At 43.5% G+C, this 18,850-nt stretch carries 15 protein-coding genes; 7 read left to right on the top strand and 8 right to left on the bottom strand.

All coding sequences use genetic code 11. The features are described 5' to 3' along the window. Positions 1-32: 32 nt before the first annotated feature. Positions 33-932, bottom strand: coding sequence for a helix-turn-helix domain-containing protein (locus PQ469_RS25990; RefSeq protein WP_274210279.1), 900 nt, complete (start codon positions 930-932; stop codon positions 33-35). A gap of 383 nt (positions 933-1,315) precedes the next feature. Between PQ469_RS25990 and PQ469_RS25985 the strand changes: the two genes are divergently transcribed. Further along, positions 1,316-1,717 (top strand): hypothetical protein, encoded by a 402-nt coding sequence (locus PQ469_RS25985; protein ID WP_274210278.1) that lies wholly within the window; start codon positions 1,316-1,318, stop codon positions 1,715-1,717. Between the two features lie 291 nt (positions 1,718-2,008). Here the strand turns inward: PQ469_RS25985 and PQ469_RS25980 are convergent, their stop codons facing one another. Further along, on the bottom strand, positions 2,009-3,499 hold the full coding sequence (locus PQ469_RS25980; RefSeq protein ID WP_274210277.1) for a ligand-binding sensor domain-containing protein: 1,491 nt from the start codon (positions 3,497-3,499) through the stop codon (positions 2,009-2,011). Between the two features lie 403 nt (positions 3,500-3,902). Here PQ469_RS25980 and PQ469_RS25975 point away from each other — a divergent pair, with 403 nt between their 5' ends. The 4 genes from PQ469_RS25975 to PQ469_RS25960 all read left to right on the top strand — a co-directional run bounded on the left by PQ469_RS25975 (position 3,903) and on the right by PQ469_RS25960 (position 8,535). After that, the gene (locus tag PQ469_RS25975; protein ID WP_274210276.1) at positions 3,903-5,651 is read left to right on the top strand and encodes a response regulator; all 1,749 of its coding nucleotides are present in this window, start codon (positions 3,903-3,905) and stop codon (positions 5,649-5,651) included. A gap of 650 nt (positions 5,652-6,301) precedes the next feature. Further along, positions 6,302-6,880, top strand: a complete 579-nt coding sequence (locus PQ469_RS25970; RefSeq protein ID WP_274210275.1) for a hypothetical protein — start codon at positions 6,302-6,304, stop codon at positions 6,878-6,880. A 21-nt stretch (positions 6,881-6,901) separates the two neighbouring features. Continuing rightward, positions 6,902-7,870: a thiamine-phosphate kinase gene (locus PQ469_RS25965; protein ID WP_274210274.1), complete on the top strand. Its 969-nt coding sequence runs from the start codon at positions 6,902-6,904 to the stop codon at positions 7,868-7,870. Then, the gene (locus tag PQ469_RS25960; RefSeq protein WP_274210273.1) at positions 7,867-8,535 is read left to right on the top strand and encodes an HIT domain-containing protein; all 669 of its coding nucleotides are present in this window, start codon (positions 7,867-7,869) and stop codon (positions 8,533-8,535) included. Before PQ469_RS25965 ends, PQ469_RS25960 begins: the two co-directional genes overlap by 4 nt. A 13-nt stretch (positions 8,536-8,548) precedes the next feature. On the opposite strand, the gene PQ469_RS25955 is transcribed toward PQ469_RS25960, so the two are convergent. From PQ469_RS25955 to PQ469_RS25940, 4 genes are all read right to left on the bottom strand, one after another. Then, the gene (locus PQ469_RS25955) at positions 8,549-9,427 is read right to left on the bottom strand and encodes an ImmA/IrrE family metallo-endopeptidase (protein ID WP_274210272.1); all 879 of its coding nucleotides are present in this window, start codon (positions 9,425-9,427) and stop codon (positions 8,549-8,551) included. A gap of 29 nt (positions 9,428-9,456) precedes the next feature. Next, on the bottom strand, positions 9,457-11,853 hold the full coding sequence (locus tag PQ469_RS25950) for an HD domain-containing protein (RefSeq protein ID WP_274210271.1): 2,397 nt from the start codon (positions 11,851-11,853) through the stop codon (positions 9,457-9,459). Positions 11,854-12,441: 588 nt separating this feature from the next. After that, on the bottom strand, positions 12,442-12,606 hold the full coding sequence (locus PQ469_RS25945; RefSeq protein WP_274210270.1) for a hypothetical protein: 165 nt from the start codon (positions 12,604-12,606) through the stop codon (positions 12,442-12,444). 40 nt (positions 12,607-12,646) lie between these two features. Beyond that, on the bottom strand, positions 12,647-12,775 hold the full coding sequence (locus tag PQ469_RS25940) for a DUF6934 family protein (protein ID WP_274210269.1): 129 nt from the start codon (positions 12,773-12,775) through the stop codon (positions 12,647-12,649). Between the two features lie 179 nt (positions 12,776-12,954). Here PQ469_RS25940 and PQ469_RS25935 point away from each other — a divergent pair, with 179 nt between their 5' ends. Both PQ469_RS25935 and PQ469_RS25930 read left to right on the top strand, forming a co-directional pair. Next, the gene (locus PQ469_RS25935; RefSeq protein WP_274210268.1) at positions 12,955-13,170 is read left to right on the top strand and encodes a hypothetical protein; all 216 of its coding nucleotides are present in this window, start codon (positions 12,955-12,957) and stop codon (positions 13,168-13,170) included. A gap of 2,098 nt (positions 13,171-15,268) precedes the next feature. Beyond that, the gene (locus PQ469_RS25930) at positions 15,269-16,222 is read left to right on the top strand and encodes a ligand-gated ion channel (protein WP_274210267.1); all 954 of its coding nucleotides are present in this window, start codon (positions 15,269-15,271) and stop codon (positions 16,220-16,222) included. A gap of 99 nt (positions 16,223-16,321) precedes the next feature. Here PQ469_RS25930 and PQ469_RS25925 read toward each other — a convergent pair whose 3' ends face one another. Beyond that, positions 16,322-18,019, bottom strand: a complete 1,698-nt coding sequence (locus PQ469_RS25925) for a GH39 family glycosyl hydrolase (protein ID WP_274210266.1) — start codon at positions 18,017-18,019, stop codon at positions 16,322-16,324. 90 nt (positions 18,020-18,109) lie between these two features. After that, positions 18,110-18,790 (bottom strand): GNAT family N-acetyltransferase, encoded by a 681-nt coding sequence (locus PQ469_RS25920; RefSeq protein ID WP_274210265.1) that lies wholly within the window; start codon positions 18,788-18,790, stop codon positions 18,110-18,112. Positions 18,791-18,850: the final 60 nt, after the last annotated feature.

Below are 18,850 nucleotides of genomic sequence, written 5' to 3'. Positions count from 1 at the left end.
GGTCGAAAACTTGGATAAACAGGTCAATTTAATTACCTGCGTTGGTTCCGGAACTCCGAAGGCGATAAACCTACATGCTTTTTAAAGAATTTGCCAAAATTAGCCGGGTCCGAAAAGTTGAGTTGATAGGCAATCTCGGCTACCGTAAAATCGGTGTACTGTATGAGCGATCTGGCTTCGCGGGCCAGGCGTTCGGCAATAAAAGCAAGCGCATTTTTGCCCGAAACATGCTTGATAGATTGGGATAGGTAATTAGCGGTAACCGAAAGCAGATCTGCATATTCCTGTACGGTGCGCTTATTGATATAGTGATTATCAATTAATTGCATAAATTTACGCAACAGGATTTGCTGCGCTGTGGCCACTGGGATATCCTCTTTCTTTTCTAATGCAAAATCTTCCAGGTAATATAACAAGCCAAGCAATTTTATTCTTGCTTCGATATGCTGTGCCTTGGCCGACCTTTCATAGCTGGTAAATACAGTTTCAAAATGTGGCGCCAACTGTTTAAATGTGTCATGGCCAAACCTAAACAGGTTGGTATGTAACACATTAAAAAGGGGGAATTGCTGGTGAAAGTCTGGTTTAAAGAAGGAGAAGCATTTGGGCTTAAAATAAATTACATAACCCTCCAGGGCATTGTTATGTGCAAAGCTATATACAAGATTGGGCGAATGAAAAACAAGATAAGAGTCAGGATCGTGAATGGTTTGATCGCCGTAGTTAACCTCGATTTTGCCGGAATTGAACAGCAACGCAAAAAAATAAAATGAACGTTTAAAAGGTGGGCGGTATATCTGCAGGTCCTGATCAAGTGGCTTTAGCCTCAGGCAGTAAAAATCCGGATCGGTTGTGCGTCCTGGCCATGGGATAGAGGCCAGAAAATCGTTGATTTCTGTGTAATAAGAAAGCGTGTTTTTTATTTTCGCCATAAAATACACCCCATAAGGGCCGATCCTAAAATAGAAAAAGAAAACCTGTTCGCCTACCCGATAACAAAAAATCACCGGGGGGAGCAAATCTAACATCTTCGCCCCAACCTCAGCGTTAGGGACTGTACCGGATACCGGCCGCGCGGGGCATAAGTGTTGGCCGTGGCTAAGGCCATGTGCACGTATGAGGGGAAAGCCCGGCCCGCTTCTACCAGCGGGAAACGCCCTGTTTTAGATATGAGATGTTAGATATGAGATTTGAGACTTTTGAATTATTTGTGTAGTGGCTGCTTTTGACTTTCCGGACTTTCCGGACTTTCCGACTTCCGGACTTTCCGACTCAACCCCTCAAACAATTTACTCCAACTACCTATTACTAACGTATGATTACAGTAGTAGGTATTTTTGAAGATATTACCCTTGCCGACGATGTGTGCGAGTACTTGTTGGGCAACGAGTTTGACGCCGATAGTTTAGACCAGCACACCCACAAAGCCCTGCCCGGCCATGAGGTGCACGAGCCCGGTACCATTGACCGTATAGCCGCGTTTTTTAACCACCTGTTTGATAACCAACACGAGGCCGAAGCCCATGCCACGGCAGGCCGTAACGGCACCATTGTAACGGTGCACGCCCCATCGGCCAGGCTGGCGCAGGAGGCTGTTGACGCACTTAACAATTACGGCGCTATAGATGTAAATGCTTTTGACGAAAATACCACCGGCACACGCAGTATAATGATAGAGCGGATTGTGGCGGATGATGTGAGGTTGAGGGGGATGTAAGTAGTAAGTAGTAAGTAGTAAGTAGTAAGTAGTAAGTAGTAAGTAGTAAGTAGTAAGTAGTAAGTAGGGTTTGGCGGCGAAGACTCACCCGGCGAGGCTGCGCCCGCCACCCTCTCTTCGGCTTTGCCGGAAAGAGGGGCCTGGAAGCGTTTTATTTAATTTTTTAGATCAAGTACCAGTCGTTCAAGCCCCTCTTTCCAACGAAGTTGAAGAGAGGGTGCCCCAGCGCAGCGTCGGGCGGGTGAGTCTTAGCCAGCGTTCTTCCCGGCTAATTCTATCTCAACCCGAACCTCAAAACGTTCCTCTTTTCCTGATCCGCATCAAACCATTGGCCGTGGTAACATAAATAACCCCTTTGGAATCCTGCACTACCTGGTAAATTTTAAAGCCGGGAGCGGGCGAGTTGGCGTTGTTATAGTTTTCCCAGCTGTTTTTTAAATCGTACCGCACCAGGCCCGATTGATCGGTACCCAGCCATAGTACGTGTTCAAACTTATCGTACATAATGCTGGTTACGTGGTTTGATGGCATGCCCGAGTTTTTGTCGGTTAAATGCAGCCAGGTGCCATCGGGGCGTAGTACCGCGATGCCTTCGTTATCATCGTCGGCCGAGGCTTTGGCGGTGCTTATCAGCGAGAAATAGAGGTTGCCCTGCTCATCTTCGGCGGCGCCGGATATGCTGGCGTTTTTCAGTGGCGAATCGGATGTGGTAAAAGTAGTTGGCAGCAGGTCTTTCTCGATGAGGATAGTGCCCTTTGATGTGCCAATCCACAGGCGTTTGCGATTATCCACATAGGCAAAAGTTACGTTACTTGAGGGCAGCAGCGGGATGGTTTTCTTGTTCAGCACCACCACTTTATCTTTACGCACTACTACCATACCATCTTTGGTGGTAAACAGCAGTTCGCCGTTGCGGCTTTTTATAATACTGGTGACCGGGCTTTTTATAAACTTTTTAAAATCGTACACCTGCCAGCCTGCATCGGTGCATTTGTATATGCCGTTATCAATATAGGCCCATTTGGCGTTCTCCTTATCAACAGTAATTTCCTGCACAGCCGTTTCGGACGTAAAGGGCGAGTTGTATTCATTAACCGGGTTAAAGGTGCTGCCATCAAAACGGGTAAGGCCGTGGGCGGTGGCGTACCAAAGTACGTCGGTGGCATCAACCGCGCTTGATTGGCTTACGTTATCGGGCAGCGGCGAATCGTATTTGGTCCACTTGGTAAACTCATAGCTATTGAGCGATGGGTTGGTATATTGGGTACTGGTATTATAAATTGTTGGCGGGCCGGCCGGTTTCATCTGCTCCAGGTCCATCCGCAGCATCTGGGCCGAAATTCGGCCAAAAGCAATCTTAAACTGCACATTTACCGATGATGCCACCCGTTTGCCATGGTCAACAGCGGCTTTCCACAGGCTGCCGTTTAGCAGGCGAATGATATCGGCGGTAAGGGGGCTGTTGGTAACATCGGTATGGCTTAGCACGCAGCTAAAGCCCGAAGGCTCAACCAGTACCTGGAAAGTGAGCGAGCCATTGGCATCTTTAAACGAATATTTGCGGTTAATACGGTCGCACAGCTGGTCGAGCGTAAACTGGCTGCAGGTAGCTTTGGGGCTGCCGCAGTCGATACAATAATTTTCGGCGCTGCACAGTTCAATCTTTTGCAAAAAAAGATTTTGCGCGCAAACTACCGCGGGAAACACGAAAACTAAAAAGCAGGTAAGCAGCAATAGCTTACCGGTTTTGGGTGGGTATAACAATGTCAGCATTAATTTCATAAAATAAAGAAAGCAAACGCAAACCACCAAACTTATAATAGTTAAATTAGGTTAAAGTTTTGTTACAAAGGGGAACGCCGGCTACGACTCACCCGGCCGACGCTACGCTGGGCCACCCTCTCTCCGGCTGAAGCCGCAAAGAGGGTTGATGAAAGGAAGAAATAATTTTTTCGCCCCTCTATGCGACGCAGTCGGAGAGAGGGGCAGACGGGCGCAGCCTCGTCGGGGTGAGTCGTCGCAGCCATGCCCATTCCCATTACAATTTTTCAAGAATATATAAGTACTTTTACAAAGTCAAATACTTGTTACACGCGGTTGTAAGTGCTTCACTTACAACAGGTAAAATTCTTTTGGCAAAATACAAACATCACATTTAATCAAAGCAGCGGGCCTGCTTACCCCTATGGATAAAATTACCGATAAATACCATCAGCCGGTTAATGCGGACGCTAAGCGCCAGGATCTTTTGTTTGATTTAAAGGAAGTATCCAAACGCACTTACCAGCTGGGGCTTTCGGCCCTGTCGCTGGGGGTGTTTTTGTCGGTTTATGACGCCTTTATCGGCATGTATGTGTCGTCGTTTTTGCTGGCTTGCTTTTGTCTGGCTATTTTAATGTTTGTGGTATTAAAATGGCAGGATGCCATTAAAGACCTTACCATATCCATATTTTCGGTCATCTGCGGGCTGCTGGTGTGCCTGGTGCTGCTTGAAGGCTTGCAAACCGACCAATACCTCTTCTTTTTCCCTGCCCTGATAGCCGTACCGCTGGTTGTCGACCTGAAGCATAAGCACGCCAAAAAGCCTGGCATTTTTGTGGGCATCATGATATTTGCCTTTGTTGCCTGTATTGTTATTGGTAACTACGTACCTCCGCTGGCCAGTTTTACGTCCGGGCAGGCAGCACGGCTGGCCCTGGTTAACCGCTTTACGGCGCTGGGTTCAACCATTGTGCTGGCGGCGTTGTACACGTTTTTCGAAAAAAAGTATATCGAAGAGATAGTTACCCAAAGCAACCGGGTTATTAATACCAAAACCCAGTTCCTGGCCACTATGGGGCACGAGCTGCGCACCCCCTTAAACGGCATCATCGGTATTGTAAACCTGCTGAAACAGGAAAACTCGGCCACGCGCCAGGCCGAGTACATCAGCATCCTCCAAAACTCGGCCGACCATATGCTGCAGCAGGTAAATGATATCCTCGATTTTAACAAGATAGAAGCCGGCAAACTGGAACTGCACCCCGTCACCATCAATTTAAGCAACTTTTTGCTCAATGTATGCCTGCCCTTTAAAGTGCTATCGGCAAACAGCAATGTGGAGGTACTGGCCGAGATTGACCGGCAACTGGATACCCTGGTACTGGCCGACGATATGCGCCTTACGCAGGTGCTCAACAATATTTTTGCCAACGCCCTTAAATTTACCGGCAACGGCTACGTAAAGCTAAAAGCCACCTGCCTTAAAAAAAACGACAAGCTGATAACCGTCGACTTTGTGATTGAAGATACCGGCATCGGCATTGATAAGGCCGACCAGGAAAAGATTTTTGAGGGCTTTTGGCAGGTGTACCACGAAGGCACCCGCGAACTTACCGGCACCGGCCTGGGCCTTACCATTTGCAACCGCATATTGCAGATGATGGGGTCCAAACTATCGCTCGAGAGCGAAAAAGGCATGGGCAGCAAGTTTTCGTTCGGTTTAACGTTTAGCATTGCCGATGCGGCGCCGCTTCCTATACCGCTAAAGCCCGCAGCGGGCAACGGCGACCTTAAATTACTAAGGGTACTACTGGCCGAAGACAACAAAATAAACATGATGGTAGCCAAAAAGGCCCTCACCAGCTTTGGCGCCACGGTTGATGCCGCCTACGACGGCGTGGAAGCCCTGGCCCGGCTGGAAGATTTCCCCCACTATGATGTGGTACTGCTCGACCTGGAAATGCCGGTAATGAACGGTTACGAAGCGGTGTTCGAAATCAAAAAGAAATACCCACAGGTACCCGTCATCGCCTTCACCGCCTCCCTCGTAGACCAAAAAATGCTTGCCGACCTGCTGGCCAGCGGCTTTAACGATTGCATCCTGAAACCCTTCAACCCGCAGCAGCTATCAACCGTTATTAAAAAACATACGGGGATTAAGGAAGGAGTGTAGTTTGATTTCGGATTTCGGATGTTCGATTTTTAACTGTTGTTTGTTATCAATGGTGTTAAAGAGGGCTACGCCGTTTCGGATTTTTTTATTTTAGAATTAAAAGGCCCAGGCCCGTGCGATTCCTTCCCCTGGGAGGGTAGGGAGGGGTTTCTCCACCCTGCAAATCCCTGCGTTAAGGAAGTGAACCCTGATTTTTTTTTAGAATTTGAAAGCATCCCGGCCCCGTAAGGAAGCCAAAAAAAGTCTTGCTACTTGATACTTACTACTTGACACTAAAATACTACTTGATACTAAAATGGGCATGTCCCCCGCCGGTAGAAACGGGGGCCGGGCTTTCCGTTCATACTGCACAAGGCATTAGCCACAGGCCGGTACCCACTTCAATCCCTCATGCGGAAGTTGGGGGAAGCGTTGGGCTTTGTGGGTTATTAAAACAGTGTGATTTGCATGGGGACATACCCGGGATTACAGGGGCGGCAGCGGGAATACTTGCGGTAGTGGGAGCCTTTTTTAAAGATATACTGAGGGGACAAAATTAAAATTCTTAGTAAATGAGTCTATGGCATAATTGATTTACTAAAATATTGTAACGTTTTCCTCACTTTTTCTTCGCAACTTTATATTAATTCAATTACTAATCCGATCACTAAATGTTTACTAACACAAATAGTCCTGATAATCAAGGTCTGAATACCAAATGGGCTCCGTGGATAATAATCTCGATTTATCACACCATTTTATTAGTGGCTGCATCTTGGATTACGTTGGCAGTAATGTACCCACAAAGTTTTGCTCCTTTATTTTTAAGTGCTCCATTTAAAGATCTGAAGAATCCGCTATTATGTTTTTCATTTGGTATGATAGGAGGAACCTTAAATGCATCTCGTCAGGTTATAAAAGCGGTTAAGGAAGATGATTATCAAAGAAATCGAATGTTATGGCAAATATTAACCCCCCTTCATTCGGGAATTTTTGCAGTTGTTTCGATTATATTTATTAAGTCAGGCCTGAACGCGGCAGCAGGAAATACAACAAATGCATCAAATAATGCAAGCTCTTTATATTTTATAATGATAACTTCATTTTTGGTAGGCTTTTCAACTGAAATCTTCATTAAGAGACTTATCGGTGCTACAGAGGCTTTATTTGGGGAAAAAAACAACATTTCGGAAATTGGGCGTGAATCAGAATCATCACAACGAGGTAGAGGCAGAACGCCACAAGAATAGTATTGGATATAAATTATTATAATGAAACTTTCAGAACTGGGTGAACGTCAAATAATACAGAGTATAATTAAAGAGAAGTTTTTTAAGAATCTTGCACTTGACGACTGTGCAATATTTGGATCACAAGAAGAACAATTCGTAATCTCGGTCGACCAGGCATTTAATAATCCTTTTGTTTTAAAAATTGGAGGATCACTTAAGGAATTGGGGCAATTGTTTGTTACTCAAAATGCTAGTGATATTGCGGCTATGGGATGTGATCCTATAGGCTTTTTATTTGCTGTGTCGTTACCAAAAGATTTAGAGGTAGAGAAATTTGAAGAGCTGTTATCTGGTATAAAGGAAGAACTAGAATATTATCATATTTCTTTGTTAGGAGGAGATACAAAAGAAGCTGAGAAAATCTATTTAAGCGGTACAATACTGGGAAAAAGTAAAGGCAGAATTTTGACAAGAAATGGTGCTCAAATTGGAGATATAATTTGCTTGTCCAAACCCGTCGGTAATGCGTTTGCTAAATACATTGATTATGCTAATGGGAAATCGTCATCTATTTTTACCCCCAAAGCTGATATTGAATTAGGTAGAGGATTATCTTATTCAAATCTTTGTTCAAGTTGTATTGATACATCAGATGGTGTTTTTGCAAGTTTGCAATTGTTATCAGAAGTAAATAAGTTAACGTTTAATGTTGACCTTAACAAAATAGAATATGTTTTTCCGATAGGGTTTGATGAAGACCTTGATTGGGTAAATTATATATTAAATATTGGTGGTGATTTTGGCCTTTTATTCACTTTAATGGATTGCGAGGAAAGTGAACAACTTATTGATAGATTTAATATCCTAAAGATAGGGCATGTGTCAGGACTCGATCAAAAAATTGTCATGACTGGAAATTATGCAAAATCTTCATCAATTTTACCTTGGGAACATTTTTCCAATATTGATTTTTTTAAAAGTAACTTCGATAAATTTATAAAGAAATGACTTGTAGTATTTGTAATGAACTTTTAGGTTTAACTCAATATAATAGATTTCAGCAATCCAATAAATTTGGCTTGAAAAATGCGTTTCTATATAAAGATGATCATTTTTGCGTCATACCAAGTATTGGGGCATTAGAGAATGGACACTGTTTAATTGTGCCAACAGTACACTGTAATAGTTTATTAAACTATGTAGAAAATCTTGGTAAGCAACAGGAATTACATAAATTGCTGATAAAGATGGCTGATAGGTTAGTTGTTGATAGTAATATGACGTTATTATGTTTTGAGCATGGTTCGTTTTCTAATGAAGTTAATCATTCGTTGTGTTCTACAACTCATGCACATTTACATATTTTACCTATTAATAACCGTCATATAAATAACATCTTACAAAATATACCAGGTGCGGATTTCGATGAAATAGTGGGAATTAATGATATTGTAAACGAAGCAAAACGGTTCAATGATTATATTATAATTTTTAGTTTTAGAGATGGAAAATTCAAACAACATAAAGTATTGAATTCAGAACTGTTACCTACTCAATACATTCGAAAGATCATTGGCAATGAGTTGAAAAACAACAACTGGGATTGGAAGGTAAATAATGATAATAGTCATACTGACGAAACCATTGAAAACTTTGTCTTGAGCGTCTCCTAACAATGTTAAGCGGTTAGTTCGAATATTTTTCAACATTTAATTCAGACCAAATTAATGAATTATCCGTGAACTTAGTATGAGTACCACTTATTGTAGCTTTCATCCCCGTTTTGTCATTATATATTATTTCGTTTTGAATAGTTATTTGATTTAATTCATGGCGTTCAAAGAAATTTAACAATGACCATTTTTTGTCATCATCATTAAGGCGGACGTGCTGTAAGCCTTGTTGGCTTGCTAAAAAAGGCTGTTTATTTCCATTCTCGTCAAGGTAAATACTGACGAGACAACGCGGTTTTACTATGTCTTTTCTTTGATATCCACTGCCCCTTTGAGATAAAATATAAATAGTATTGGGAGTTGGTTTTATTAAGTTTACGTTAAATAACTCCATTGTGACCATCGGAACACTACATTCTGATACAGAAGCAATTTCCTTTATTGTTTCCATGTACGAAGTGCCGGTTGAAACTATATTTTGAAAATATCGTTGAAGTACTTTTGTAGGAAGTAACAGTTTGATGGCCCCGTAATTGCATAAATGCTCTTCCTCAAGTTTATTAGGTAGAGGGGCTATCCTTTTGTTAGGTATACTAGAAAGATCATATGACAGGCAATGTATAAGTTCATGGGCGTAAGAGAATCTTTCCCAACTTGTTAAAGATCGTTTATTATCAACCCCGATTTTTAAAGCAATTCGAACTTTATCATCATGTAAAATGAGGCTTGCGTCATAAGGTTGATTTATATAAATAGGGTTAGGATTAATCCCGATTTTTTTTGCGACTGCCGATAGTTTAATAGGAAAATTAAGTTGCTTAACTTCATTTAATAGATAATTTAAGTGATTTTCTAACGCCAGTTTTGGTTCGGGATTATTAAACCTATTCATTATCCATTTTTGATAATTTGAATAGGGCCTCATAGTTTTTGCGAAAAAATGTCTCCATTGCTGTCCGTGGCCATTACTATTTTAAAGCCGTCTACTATACTTCGTATATTTCCATTTTTATTTGTTTGCAAAAGCGGTGTTGACATTTCGTTTATCAATTTCTCTTTTTTGCCTGGGAGGGATATATATTGAATTAAGGATTTGTCCTTTGAAATTAGGTCTTTAAAGAGAACAAAATCCTTGTCCTTTAATGGTTGAATATTATTTGAATCATTTGGTGCCTTTGCAAAAATTTCCTTCAATAAATCTCTTAATTCAGCATCAGAAACCAACTCGTCTACTTCTTGTGTATTCGCACTCTTGATTACACTAATTTTTATAAATTCAACATAATCAATGGGCAATGTTGGTAACAATTGCGAAAAGTCGATGGAGTTTCGCCACTTAATTAATGTTTCATTATTTGTAAAATCCAAAAAAAGTTTCTCTATCCGACTATGCATATCAAAATAGATTTTTGATTCTGCGTCTTTTCTGTTCCAATGAAAGGCCGGGTGAATGAATAAAAATACACGCCACAAACTATTATAGGCGACTCTCATTGCATCTAATTGTGTTTTTATATGAGGAGGGTCTTGACATGCGAATAAGGGTGATACATCTAATTGTTGAATTTCTTTATCTGAATTAAAAAATGGTTTCGCTACTAAAACTCGAGGCACTTTATATTTCTTTCCATAAATTCGCGCTCCAATAGTTGCAAGCGGTTCATTATCAAAGTCAAGAGCGTCATCCTTAATATAGGTATTTTTTAATTCATCTGAAATTGCATTCATCATTATTACTCTTCGTTGTGTTACATCTTGAGCATTAGATAATAAGGCATTATCGAGTGCAATACAATTGCTATCTGACCCAGTCATCGAGCCAGTTTCGTAACCATGGATACCATCTATTATAACGGCCTCGCGATAAATTCTACGGTTTTTGAGTAGCTCTGCAATTTTCGCAGCTTTTATAATAGCTTCTTTGGCATTTGGATGTTTTTCCATTCGTTTATCGACATCCATAACCCATTCCAAAAAACTTTCATCGCTAATGGGCATATTAGGATAATTAGAGTTACATGTGTGGAGGTCCTGAATAGTTAAAACATTGGAGCTACATAATAATCGTGCGATTTCCTGTAACATTGCCCTTGCACCTTCTACAACTCTATGATGATAAACTCGTTCAGTCAACTGATACCTTGCCTGTAAGCATGATAATATTTCCGTTATTACAGACTCGCGGATAAATCCTCTTTTATGGTCATAAATATCAAAAACAACATGCTCGCAAAACGCCGGTATCTTTTCCCACTTTGTTTTTAAAACTGGCTGGTCATCGTACTGAGGAATTGCTCGGGAAATTGTCATTCTGTCCAAAAATTTAAGATCAATTGAAGAAATTATTCCGGTATGTTTTCCATCTCGTTCTACATAATCAATCAAATCAGCACAAATTGTATTACTAACGATATCTTTTCTATAAGGTCTGAACCAACCAGGAATAGGTTTCCATAAAAGTTGTTCTGAATTGTCTGACCAACTTGTTATAACCGATCTGGCATCAACATTTGAAAAAATATTTTCTACGTTTATCCAATGTTTTGGCTTCTCAAAAAGGTGCAATTCAAAAATCATCACAGCCAGGAGCGGTAGTTTTTGCATGCTGTGATTATTTTCTGAAGAAATAAGTGAAGATGCAGTAACTTTTATAAAACCATCATCAGTTATACTGAAATTATCATTAAAATTTTTTGATATTATACTAAACCATTTTTTGTCAGCTTTTAATATTTCCCAAAACTTTGTATTGTAAATCTTTATGACATTTGCTAGGGTTGAATGTTCAGTGTCAAACAGATATTTGAACAGTACGGGATTTGAATCAAATTTATCGTGACTGAGAATCCCATATAAAGGATCAGAATTAGGGGACTCAATTTCATGAGAAAAGGGGGAGTGTGGCAAATCATGTAAAAGTGCAGCTGCAGAAATAACAATTTTTTCTACAGTAGTTATTTCTACGTCTGTTAATGGAATTTCAGGTAAAGTTGAGCCGTATTTCCCAGATTTTCTCCAACTTCTATATCGTTTTTCGCGTTTAAAATTCTCATTTATCTGCCAAATTAATTTTTTAGCTTGATAGCATACGCCGATGCTATGTACAAAACGACTGTGTTCTGCCGCAGGATAAACGAGACTCACAAACCCTAATTGTTTAATTCCGCGCAGTCTTTGAAACTCAGGTGTGTTTATTAATCGTTTTTCAAATGAACTTATTTGAACAGAACCATATAGTGGATCGACTATGGCTTCTGTTTCATTGAACTCTATATCTTCTAAAACGGGTTTAAATAACATGGCTTTATTGATTATCATAAAGTTATGAAATAAAAACGTATAAACCCAGCTTAGCGCAAGTGTTGCGTGGCTGCCTGCAGGTTTAGGTCACTTGTGATTTTTATAACCGAAACCTATCCTGAAGCACAGGGTGGCCACCGTAAACCTCGATACAACTTCCTTGCTAAAACATTTTAGCGCAATAGCCATCTTTTTGAAAGTCAGATACGCCGCCTTAATAACCTGTGCGGAGATAAGTGTTATTTTGTATGTCGTTTAAGCCCACACGCACAGTTCGGCAGCTGATATGTCACCCTTTCAGGTTTTTTGGGTTGATGCATTTTTAATCGATGGGCGATGCCCATCGCAGTTGGATGCCGCCCTTTCGGGGCTGTGTAACCGGGATAGTTTTGGTACAGCGCTTGTTTAGTACAAGACATCGTTTAAAAGAAATCCGTCTATTACTGCCGAACGGGAATTTTCAGAATATAATTAATGGTAATGATTAGATTAGAATATTTTTATCCGTCAGACAGGTCAATAGGCTTGCTATAACTACAAATACCATTAAAAAGAGAAAAGGCCGGATTAAATATCCAGCCTTTAATTTATAAACCGTCAAATACGCTATTGCTTTTTTTTGCCCGGCAAGCCAACCCTTTGAATGGTTTTGGTGGCTTCCTCGACCTTTTTTACCACGAAAGGATCATTAGCATGACTTTTAACCTGGTCGCTGACAGTACCGGCACCAAATCCTTTTTTTACAGATAAGCTATTTGTTATCGTTGCCATTTTATTTCCCTTTCTTCTTTAGTTATCCAAATTTAATCAATTACATACGCTTTACCCAAAAAGCATCATAATTATAACTGTTGGGTTCAAAATCCCACCAGTCGTTATCTTTAAGTCCGTACACCTCAAAATCTATACTGATTTCTTGCCATAAGCTTGTTATACCCATTTGATAAAGCCTTGTACGGGACGGCAACCCACAAAACATGGAGCATATCGATGATGCTGGCGTAGTGACATGTTTTGCTAAATCGTTCCACTAAAAGCAAATAGTTCATTAACCCCTCCCTGCCTTTGCCCGCATTCTATCGCGCCCCTCCCGTGGGGAGGGAATTGGGGAAAGCGCCTTTGGAATTCGAAAAAGTTCTCGTGTTCCCCGAAGTGTCAGCAGAACAGCTTCAGGCGAAAACGGGCAAAACAATGCGGGGCGGTGGGGTGGCAGGGCATAGGAAGTTTTTGCATGCGCGTGGGAAAAGAGCCTCGGGGCAAAATAATTCCAGCCCAGGTTTTGCCCGTTTTGCAGGGCAAAGGCCCGTGCGCAAAGAAGCATTTCTGCTGACTTGAATTTTTTGGTCCTTTTTGTTTCAAGACAAAAAGGACTAGGCCCTCCCGCGGCCATGAGCGGGCCAATGTTGTAGCTTCTACAAAGTAGTTTCGTGATCCTTAATAATTCGGATCACATGACTACGAGGTTGCCGCGCTGCGCTCGCAATGACATAGATTTAAATAATTGATTATCAACTTAAAAAAATCGCGTTCGAAAGCCGAAAATCCCTCGTTTCCGTAAGTCGTCAGCAGAACAGCTTCGGGCGAAAACGGGCAAAACAATGCGGGGCGGTGGGGTGGCAGGGCATAGGAAGTTTTTGCATGCGTGTGGGAAAAGAGCCTCGGGGCAAAATAATTCCAGCCCAGGTTTTGCCCGTTTTGCAGGGCAAAGGCCAGGAGCGCAAAGAAGCATTTCTGCTGACAGCGGTTTTGGTTCCTTTTGCCAAGACAAAAGGAACTAGGCCCTCCCGCGGCCATGAGCGGGCCGGTGTTGTAATTTCTACAAAGTAATTTGGTAACCTACAAAACATGAAGTATAATGATGGCGTAATGACATTGTTTGCTAAATCGTTCCCCGGAAAGCAAATAGTTCATTAACCCCTCCCTGCCTTTGCCCGCATTTCTATCGCGCCCCTCCCAAGGGAGGGAACTGGGGAAAGTGGCTTTGGAATTCGAAAAGTTCTCGTGTTCCCCAAAGTGTCAGCAGAACAGCTTCGGGCGAAAACGGGCAAAACAATGCGGGGTGGTGCGGCTGCAGGGCATAGGAAGTTTTTGCATGCGCGGAGGGACAAAGTGTGCCGGGGCAAAATAATTCCAGCCCAGGTTTTGCCCGTTTTGCAGGGCAAAGGCCCCGAGCGCAGAGAAGCATTTCTGCTGACAGCGGTTTTGGTTCCTTTTGCCAAGACAAAAGGAACTAGGCCCTCCCGCGGCCATGAGCGGACCGGTGTTGTAGTTTCTACAAAGTAATTGGTAACCTACAAAACATGAAGTATAATGATGGCGTAATGACATTGTTTGCTAAATCGTTCCCCGGAAAGCAAATAGTTCATTGACCCCTCCCTGCCTTTGCCCGCATTGCTATCGCGCCCCTCCCGTGGGGAGGGAATTGGGGAAAATGCCTTCGGAATTCGAAAAGTTCTCGTGTTCCCCAAAATCGTCAGCAGAACAGCTTCGGGCGAAAACGGGCAAAACAATGTGGGGCTGTGCGGCTGCAGGGCATAGGAAGTTTTTGCATGTGCGCGGGAAAAGGAGCCTCGGGGCAAAATAATTCCAGCCCAGGTTTTGCCCGTTTTGCAGGGCAAAGGCCCGTGCGCGAAGCATTTCTGCTGACAGCGGTTTTGGTTCCTTTTGCCAAGACAAAAGGAACTAGGCTCTCCCGCGGCCATGAGCGGGCCAAAGTTGTAGTCTCTACAAAGTGATTTTGTAATCCACAAAACATGAAGCATAGCGATGATGCTGGCGTAGTGACATGTTTTGCTAAATCGTTCCCCCGAAAGCCAATAGTTCATTAACCCCTCCCTGCCTTTGCCCGCATTGCTATCGCGCCCCTCCCGTGGGGAGGGAATTGGGGAAAGTGGCTTTGGAATCCCTGGATTTGACAACTTATAATCACTTGAGATTATATACCCCGCAGCCTGCGTTAGGGATGGCAGCGGATACCGGCCCGGCGCCTAAGGCCGGTGTAGTATGAGCGTACAGCCCGAGCCCCGTTTCTGCCAACGGGGCAACGCCCATTTGATTTTTTTATGGTGTAAGTTTGGTGCCATAACGGTGCCGGTTTGGTGCTGCGGCGGGGTGGTTTGGGGGTGTTTCGGGGGTGCCGGAGGTGGGGCAGAAGTGTTGCTATTTTGGTCTCTTTACTGGTTTAAGTGTGAAAATAACAATTAATAACCTGCCAAAAACAGGCCGTTTTTTAAGGAAATTGCCGGTTTGAATTTATATGCTATTTGTGTGCTTTTTTGGGAACTTTTTGAAACTTTTTTGGATATTTCCGGATCATTTTAAAGCTTTTTGTATAGTACATAAAAATTGGGGCGATGGAGGGTTTTTAAAACCAACGCCGGTATTGCCCGGCTATTTTGTTATATTAGCGTCGCAACTATTTTAACCATTGCCATTGAAAAACAAGCTGATTTTTGCATTGGTACTCCTGCTGGCATGCACGGCCGCCCATGCCAGTAAGCCACACGCCGATACGGTGAAAACCGGGGTGTACATTACCAGTATTCATGACATTAACTTTAAGGATAAAGAGTACACCATTGACCTTTGGCTGTGGCTCAAATACAAAAACCGCGATTTTGATTTTGTGCAAAACCTGGAGGTACCGCAGGCCAAAACGGTTACTAAATCGTTTTCAACCATCGATTCGTCGGGTAGCAAGGTGTACCTGCTCATGAAACTGCAATGTGTAATGAAGGATTCCTGGGCCATTAATAATTTCCCCTTTGATAAGCAGAAACTGCGCTTCTCGATAGAGAATTCGCAGTTTGATTCGCACTCGCTGATATTTGTGCCCGATACGCTGGGCAAACATTTCGACCCCCGCTTTACCCTGCGCGGCTGGCGTGTTGACAGCCTGGGGATAGCCGCCGGCATCAAGAAATACGAAACCGGCTTTGGCGATACCACATTGGCCAAACCCCATACCGAATACAGCAACTTTAAGGTTACCCTGAAGATAGCCCGCGACGCGATGGGCCTGTTTTGGAAGATGTTCCTGGGTATGTATGTGGCCTTCCTGATAGCGTATATGTGTTTTTATATCCACACCGATAGCATCGACTCGCGGTTTGGGCTGAGTGTGGGCGCACTGTTTGCGGTAATTGGTAACAAATACATCATCGATTCGTCGCTGCCCGAGTCGACTACCTTTACGCTGGTGGATACGCTGCATGGCACAACGCTGTTTTTTATACTCTGCATTATTATATGCACGGCTTACTCGTTAAGGCTGATTAAAAAAGGCCAGGAAACCAAAGCCAAACGCTTTGATTTTATATGTGCACAGGTGTTGCTGGCGGTTTACCTGCTATTGAATGGCTGGTTTATATATGGGGCTATTGATTGAAGCTCTAAGTCTGAAGTCCAAAGTCTTAAGTCAGGAAAGTTTTTTTTGACTTAGGACTTCAGACTCAAGACTCAGAACTCAAGACTTCAGACTCAAAACTTACTCCCAGTTTAACTTCAACAGAGCTACACCTTGCCGGGGCAGGGTAATGGTGGTATTTAAAAGCCCGGCTTTAACCTGCAATTTTTGGGGTTTGCCAACGGTTTGCAGTTGCCCGGCTTGCTCCAGCTGTTTCACCTGGCCGGGCGTGGGGTTTTGCGGCGATCCCATTTTTTTCCATGCCTCGTAGGAGTTACTGTGCTGGTTATCAATTTGGTATTGTACAATGGTTGCGGTGCGCGCGGGCAGGTTGCTGAGCGTTATTGCTACGGGTTGCCCTGCAGCCTGGATATCATCGTCGTGGTAATTCCATACCATTACGGTTGCCTGCTTTTTGTCTTTGGCGGCCAGCGCGCCAATATCGGTGTTGGCCCCCCTCAGGCCCGAGTCGATAACGGCTGTAAGCGGGTGCATCTGGCTGGCATTAACCTTAAGCCGTTTGCCCTGCATCATCCCAAACATCCGGAATACGTTAAGTACCGGCTTATCAACCCCGTTGGTAGCCAAATCCCTGAACCCATAAAACCAGGGCTGGTTTTCAAACTCAAACGACCAGGATACCGCCCCCATAAAGTTAACGCCCAACGAGTCGGCCAGTAAATACTTGCGCGCAAACGAGGCCGCCGTATAGCTGGAATACATGGTGCCGTTGCGGTATGCGTTGGATGGGTTGGTGGCCATACCACAGGCCGCGCAGCCTTCCGGGTCAGATTCGCCGATAACAATGGGGATGTTTTTGGTTTGCGGGTACGATGCCACTATTTTAAAGCCTTCACGGATATCGCGCATTTGGGGGGCCATATTCATGCGTACGTGGCCATTAACCAATGTAGGCTGCCCCTTGGCATGAAAGGAAATAACATCCAACGGCGAGCCTGTTTTGCCGGTGGCATAGTTGGTGCCGGTGAGGCAATGTTCAATAAATGCCCTCAAAAACTTCATCCCGCTCTGGCTCGATCCGCCTGCTATTTCGGGGCCGCCAATTTTGGCGGTAGGTAAGGCCCTGCGCAGGCCCTGGGCAGCGTAATCATACATCTTAAAAAACTCGGGCATAGTGCCTTTCCAGTAGCTAATGTTAGGCTCGTTCCATACTTCCCAGTACCAGCTTTCTACTTCTTTTTTGCCATAGCGGGCAACCGAGTGTTTTACCCACTGGTATATCAGTTCTTCCCATTTGTTGTAATCTTTAGGCGGATAGGCCCAGCCGGTGTAAATGTCATTATAGTCGTCGCCCGGTTTCCAGTGATGGCGGTAAGGTTCGGGATGGGTGGATAGGGCCTGGGGCATAAAGCCTATCTGGGCGTAGGGTTTCATGCCCAGTTTAATGTAAGTATCAAATATGCTATCAACCAGGTGCCAGTTGTAAACCGGTTTCCCCTCAGGATCTTCAGTATACGCATTAGTCGATCCCCACTTGAGGGCGGCTTCGCCATTGCCGGTGGTAAGCAGGTTATGTACCCGCATGTGCACCGGTGTGGGGCTTAAAGCGGCCAGGTGGGAAAGCAGTTTGCGGCCGTCTTTCATGTAGGTGTAGTTGGGCTCATCGTGCCCAAACCATGCCCAAACGGGGCTCATGTTGCCGGTTTCGGCATTTAAATCTATGTTGATAGTGGCGGTTTGCTGCTGTGCGCAAATGCACTGGCTTTTTAGCAGCAATGTAAGTAAGCTTAAAAGCGCAAATCCTGTTTTGATATTCATATCCGGAATGTATAGGTTTATTATCGGGAATAACAAACATAGCACATTACTTGTAATTTACACACTTAATTAACAAAAGTTTTATGTTGATTAATTCTTGACTATTGCGCAGATATTCATTGCAGTACGGGTCACAAAGCCCAGTTTTTCATATACTTTAATGGCATTTGTGTTGCTTTGCAGCACATGTAAAAACGGGATTCCGCCTGCTTCTTTAATCAACCGTACCTGGTGCATAATAAGGCGGCTGGCGTAACCCTTCCCTAGGTGATCGGGGTGATTGCAGACGGCGCTTACTTCCATATAGGGTAAAGGCTGTAACCTGCGCCCGGCCATGGCCACCAGCTCACTGCCAATAAAAATGCCAAAATAGTTGCCAAAATCGATAGTCCGGTCAAAAAAGGGACCCGGATTTGTTAGTTTGGTGAGCGCCAGCATAGCAGGGATATGCCCGTCATTTAACGGGGTAAAGGCAATGTCGGTAATTGCCGGCGGCGCAGCGTTTTGATACACCATTTGCAGGCATTTCATGGGGTTTACTACTTTCCACGGATGGGGTATTTCGTAGTCTCCGGGGCTGAAAACAGCAACCGTGCGTTTGGGTTGAACAATATCGTAAAGGGCAGCAAAGTTTTCGGGGGTGTTTTGTATCATCCCGGCAAAAGGCGATACGTCAGGCAAAAAACATTTAACCGTATCCGTACCTTCGGCAAGGTTTTGATTGCCGGTGATTGAGGCGTTCCAGGCAGGATTATCAAGCGGGTGTTCCATTGATGTAAATGTAGTTATTGGTAATAAACATATATTTATCGAAAATTAAAAGGCACGCCA

Source organism: Mucilaginibacter sp. KACC 22773 (assembly GCF_028736215.1).
In the GTDB taxonomy this organism is placed as follows: Bacteria; Bacteroidota; Bacteroidia; order Sphingobacteriales; family Sphingobacteriaceae; genus Mucilaginibacter.
This window is presented reverse-complemented; position numbering and strand designations above follow the sequence as displayed.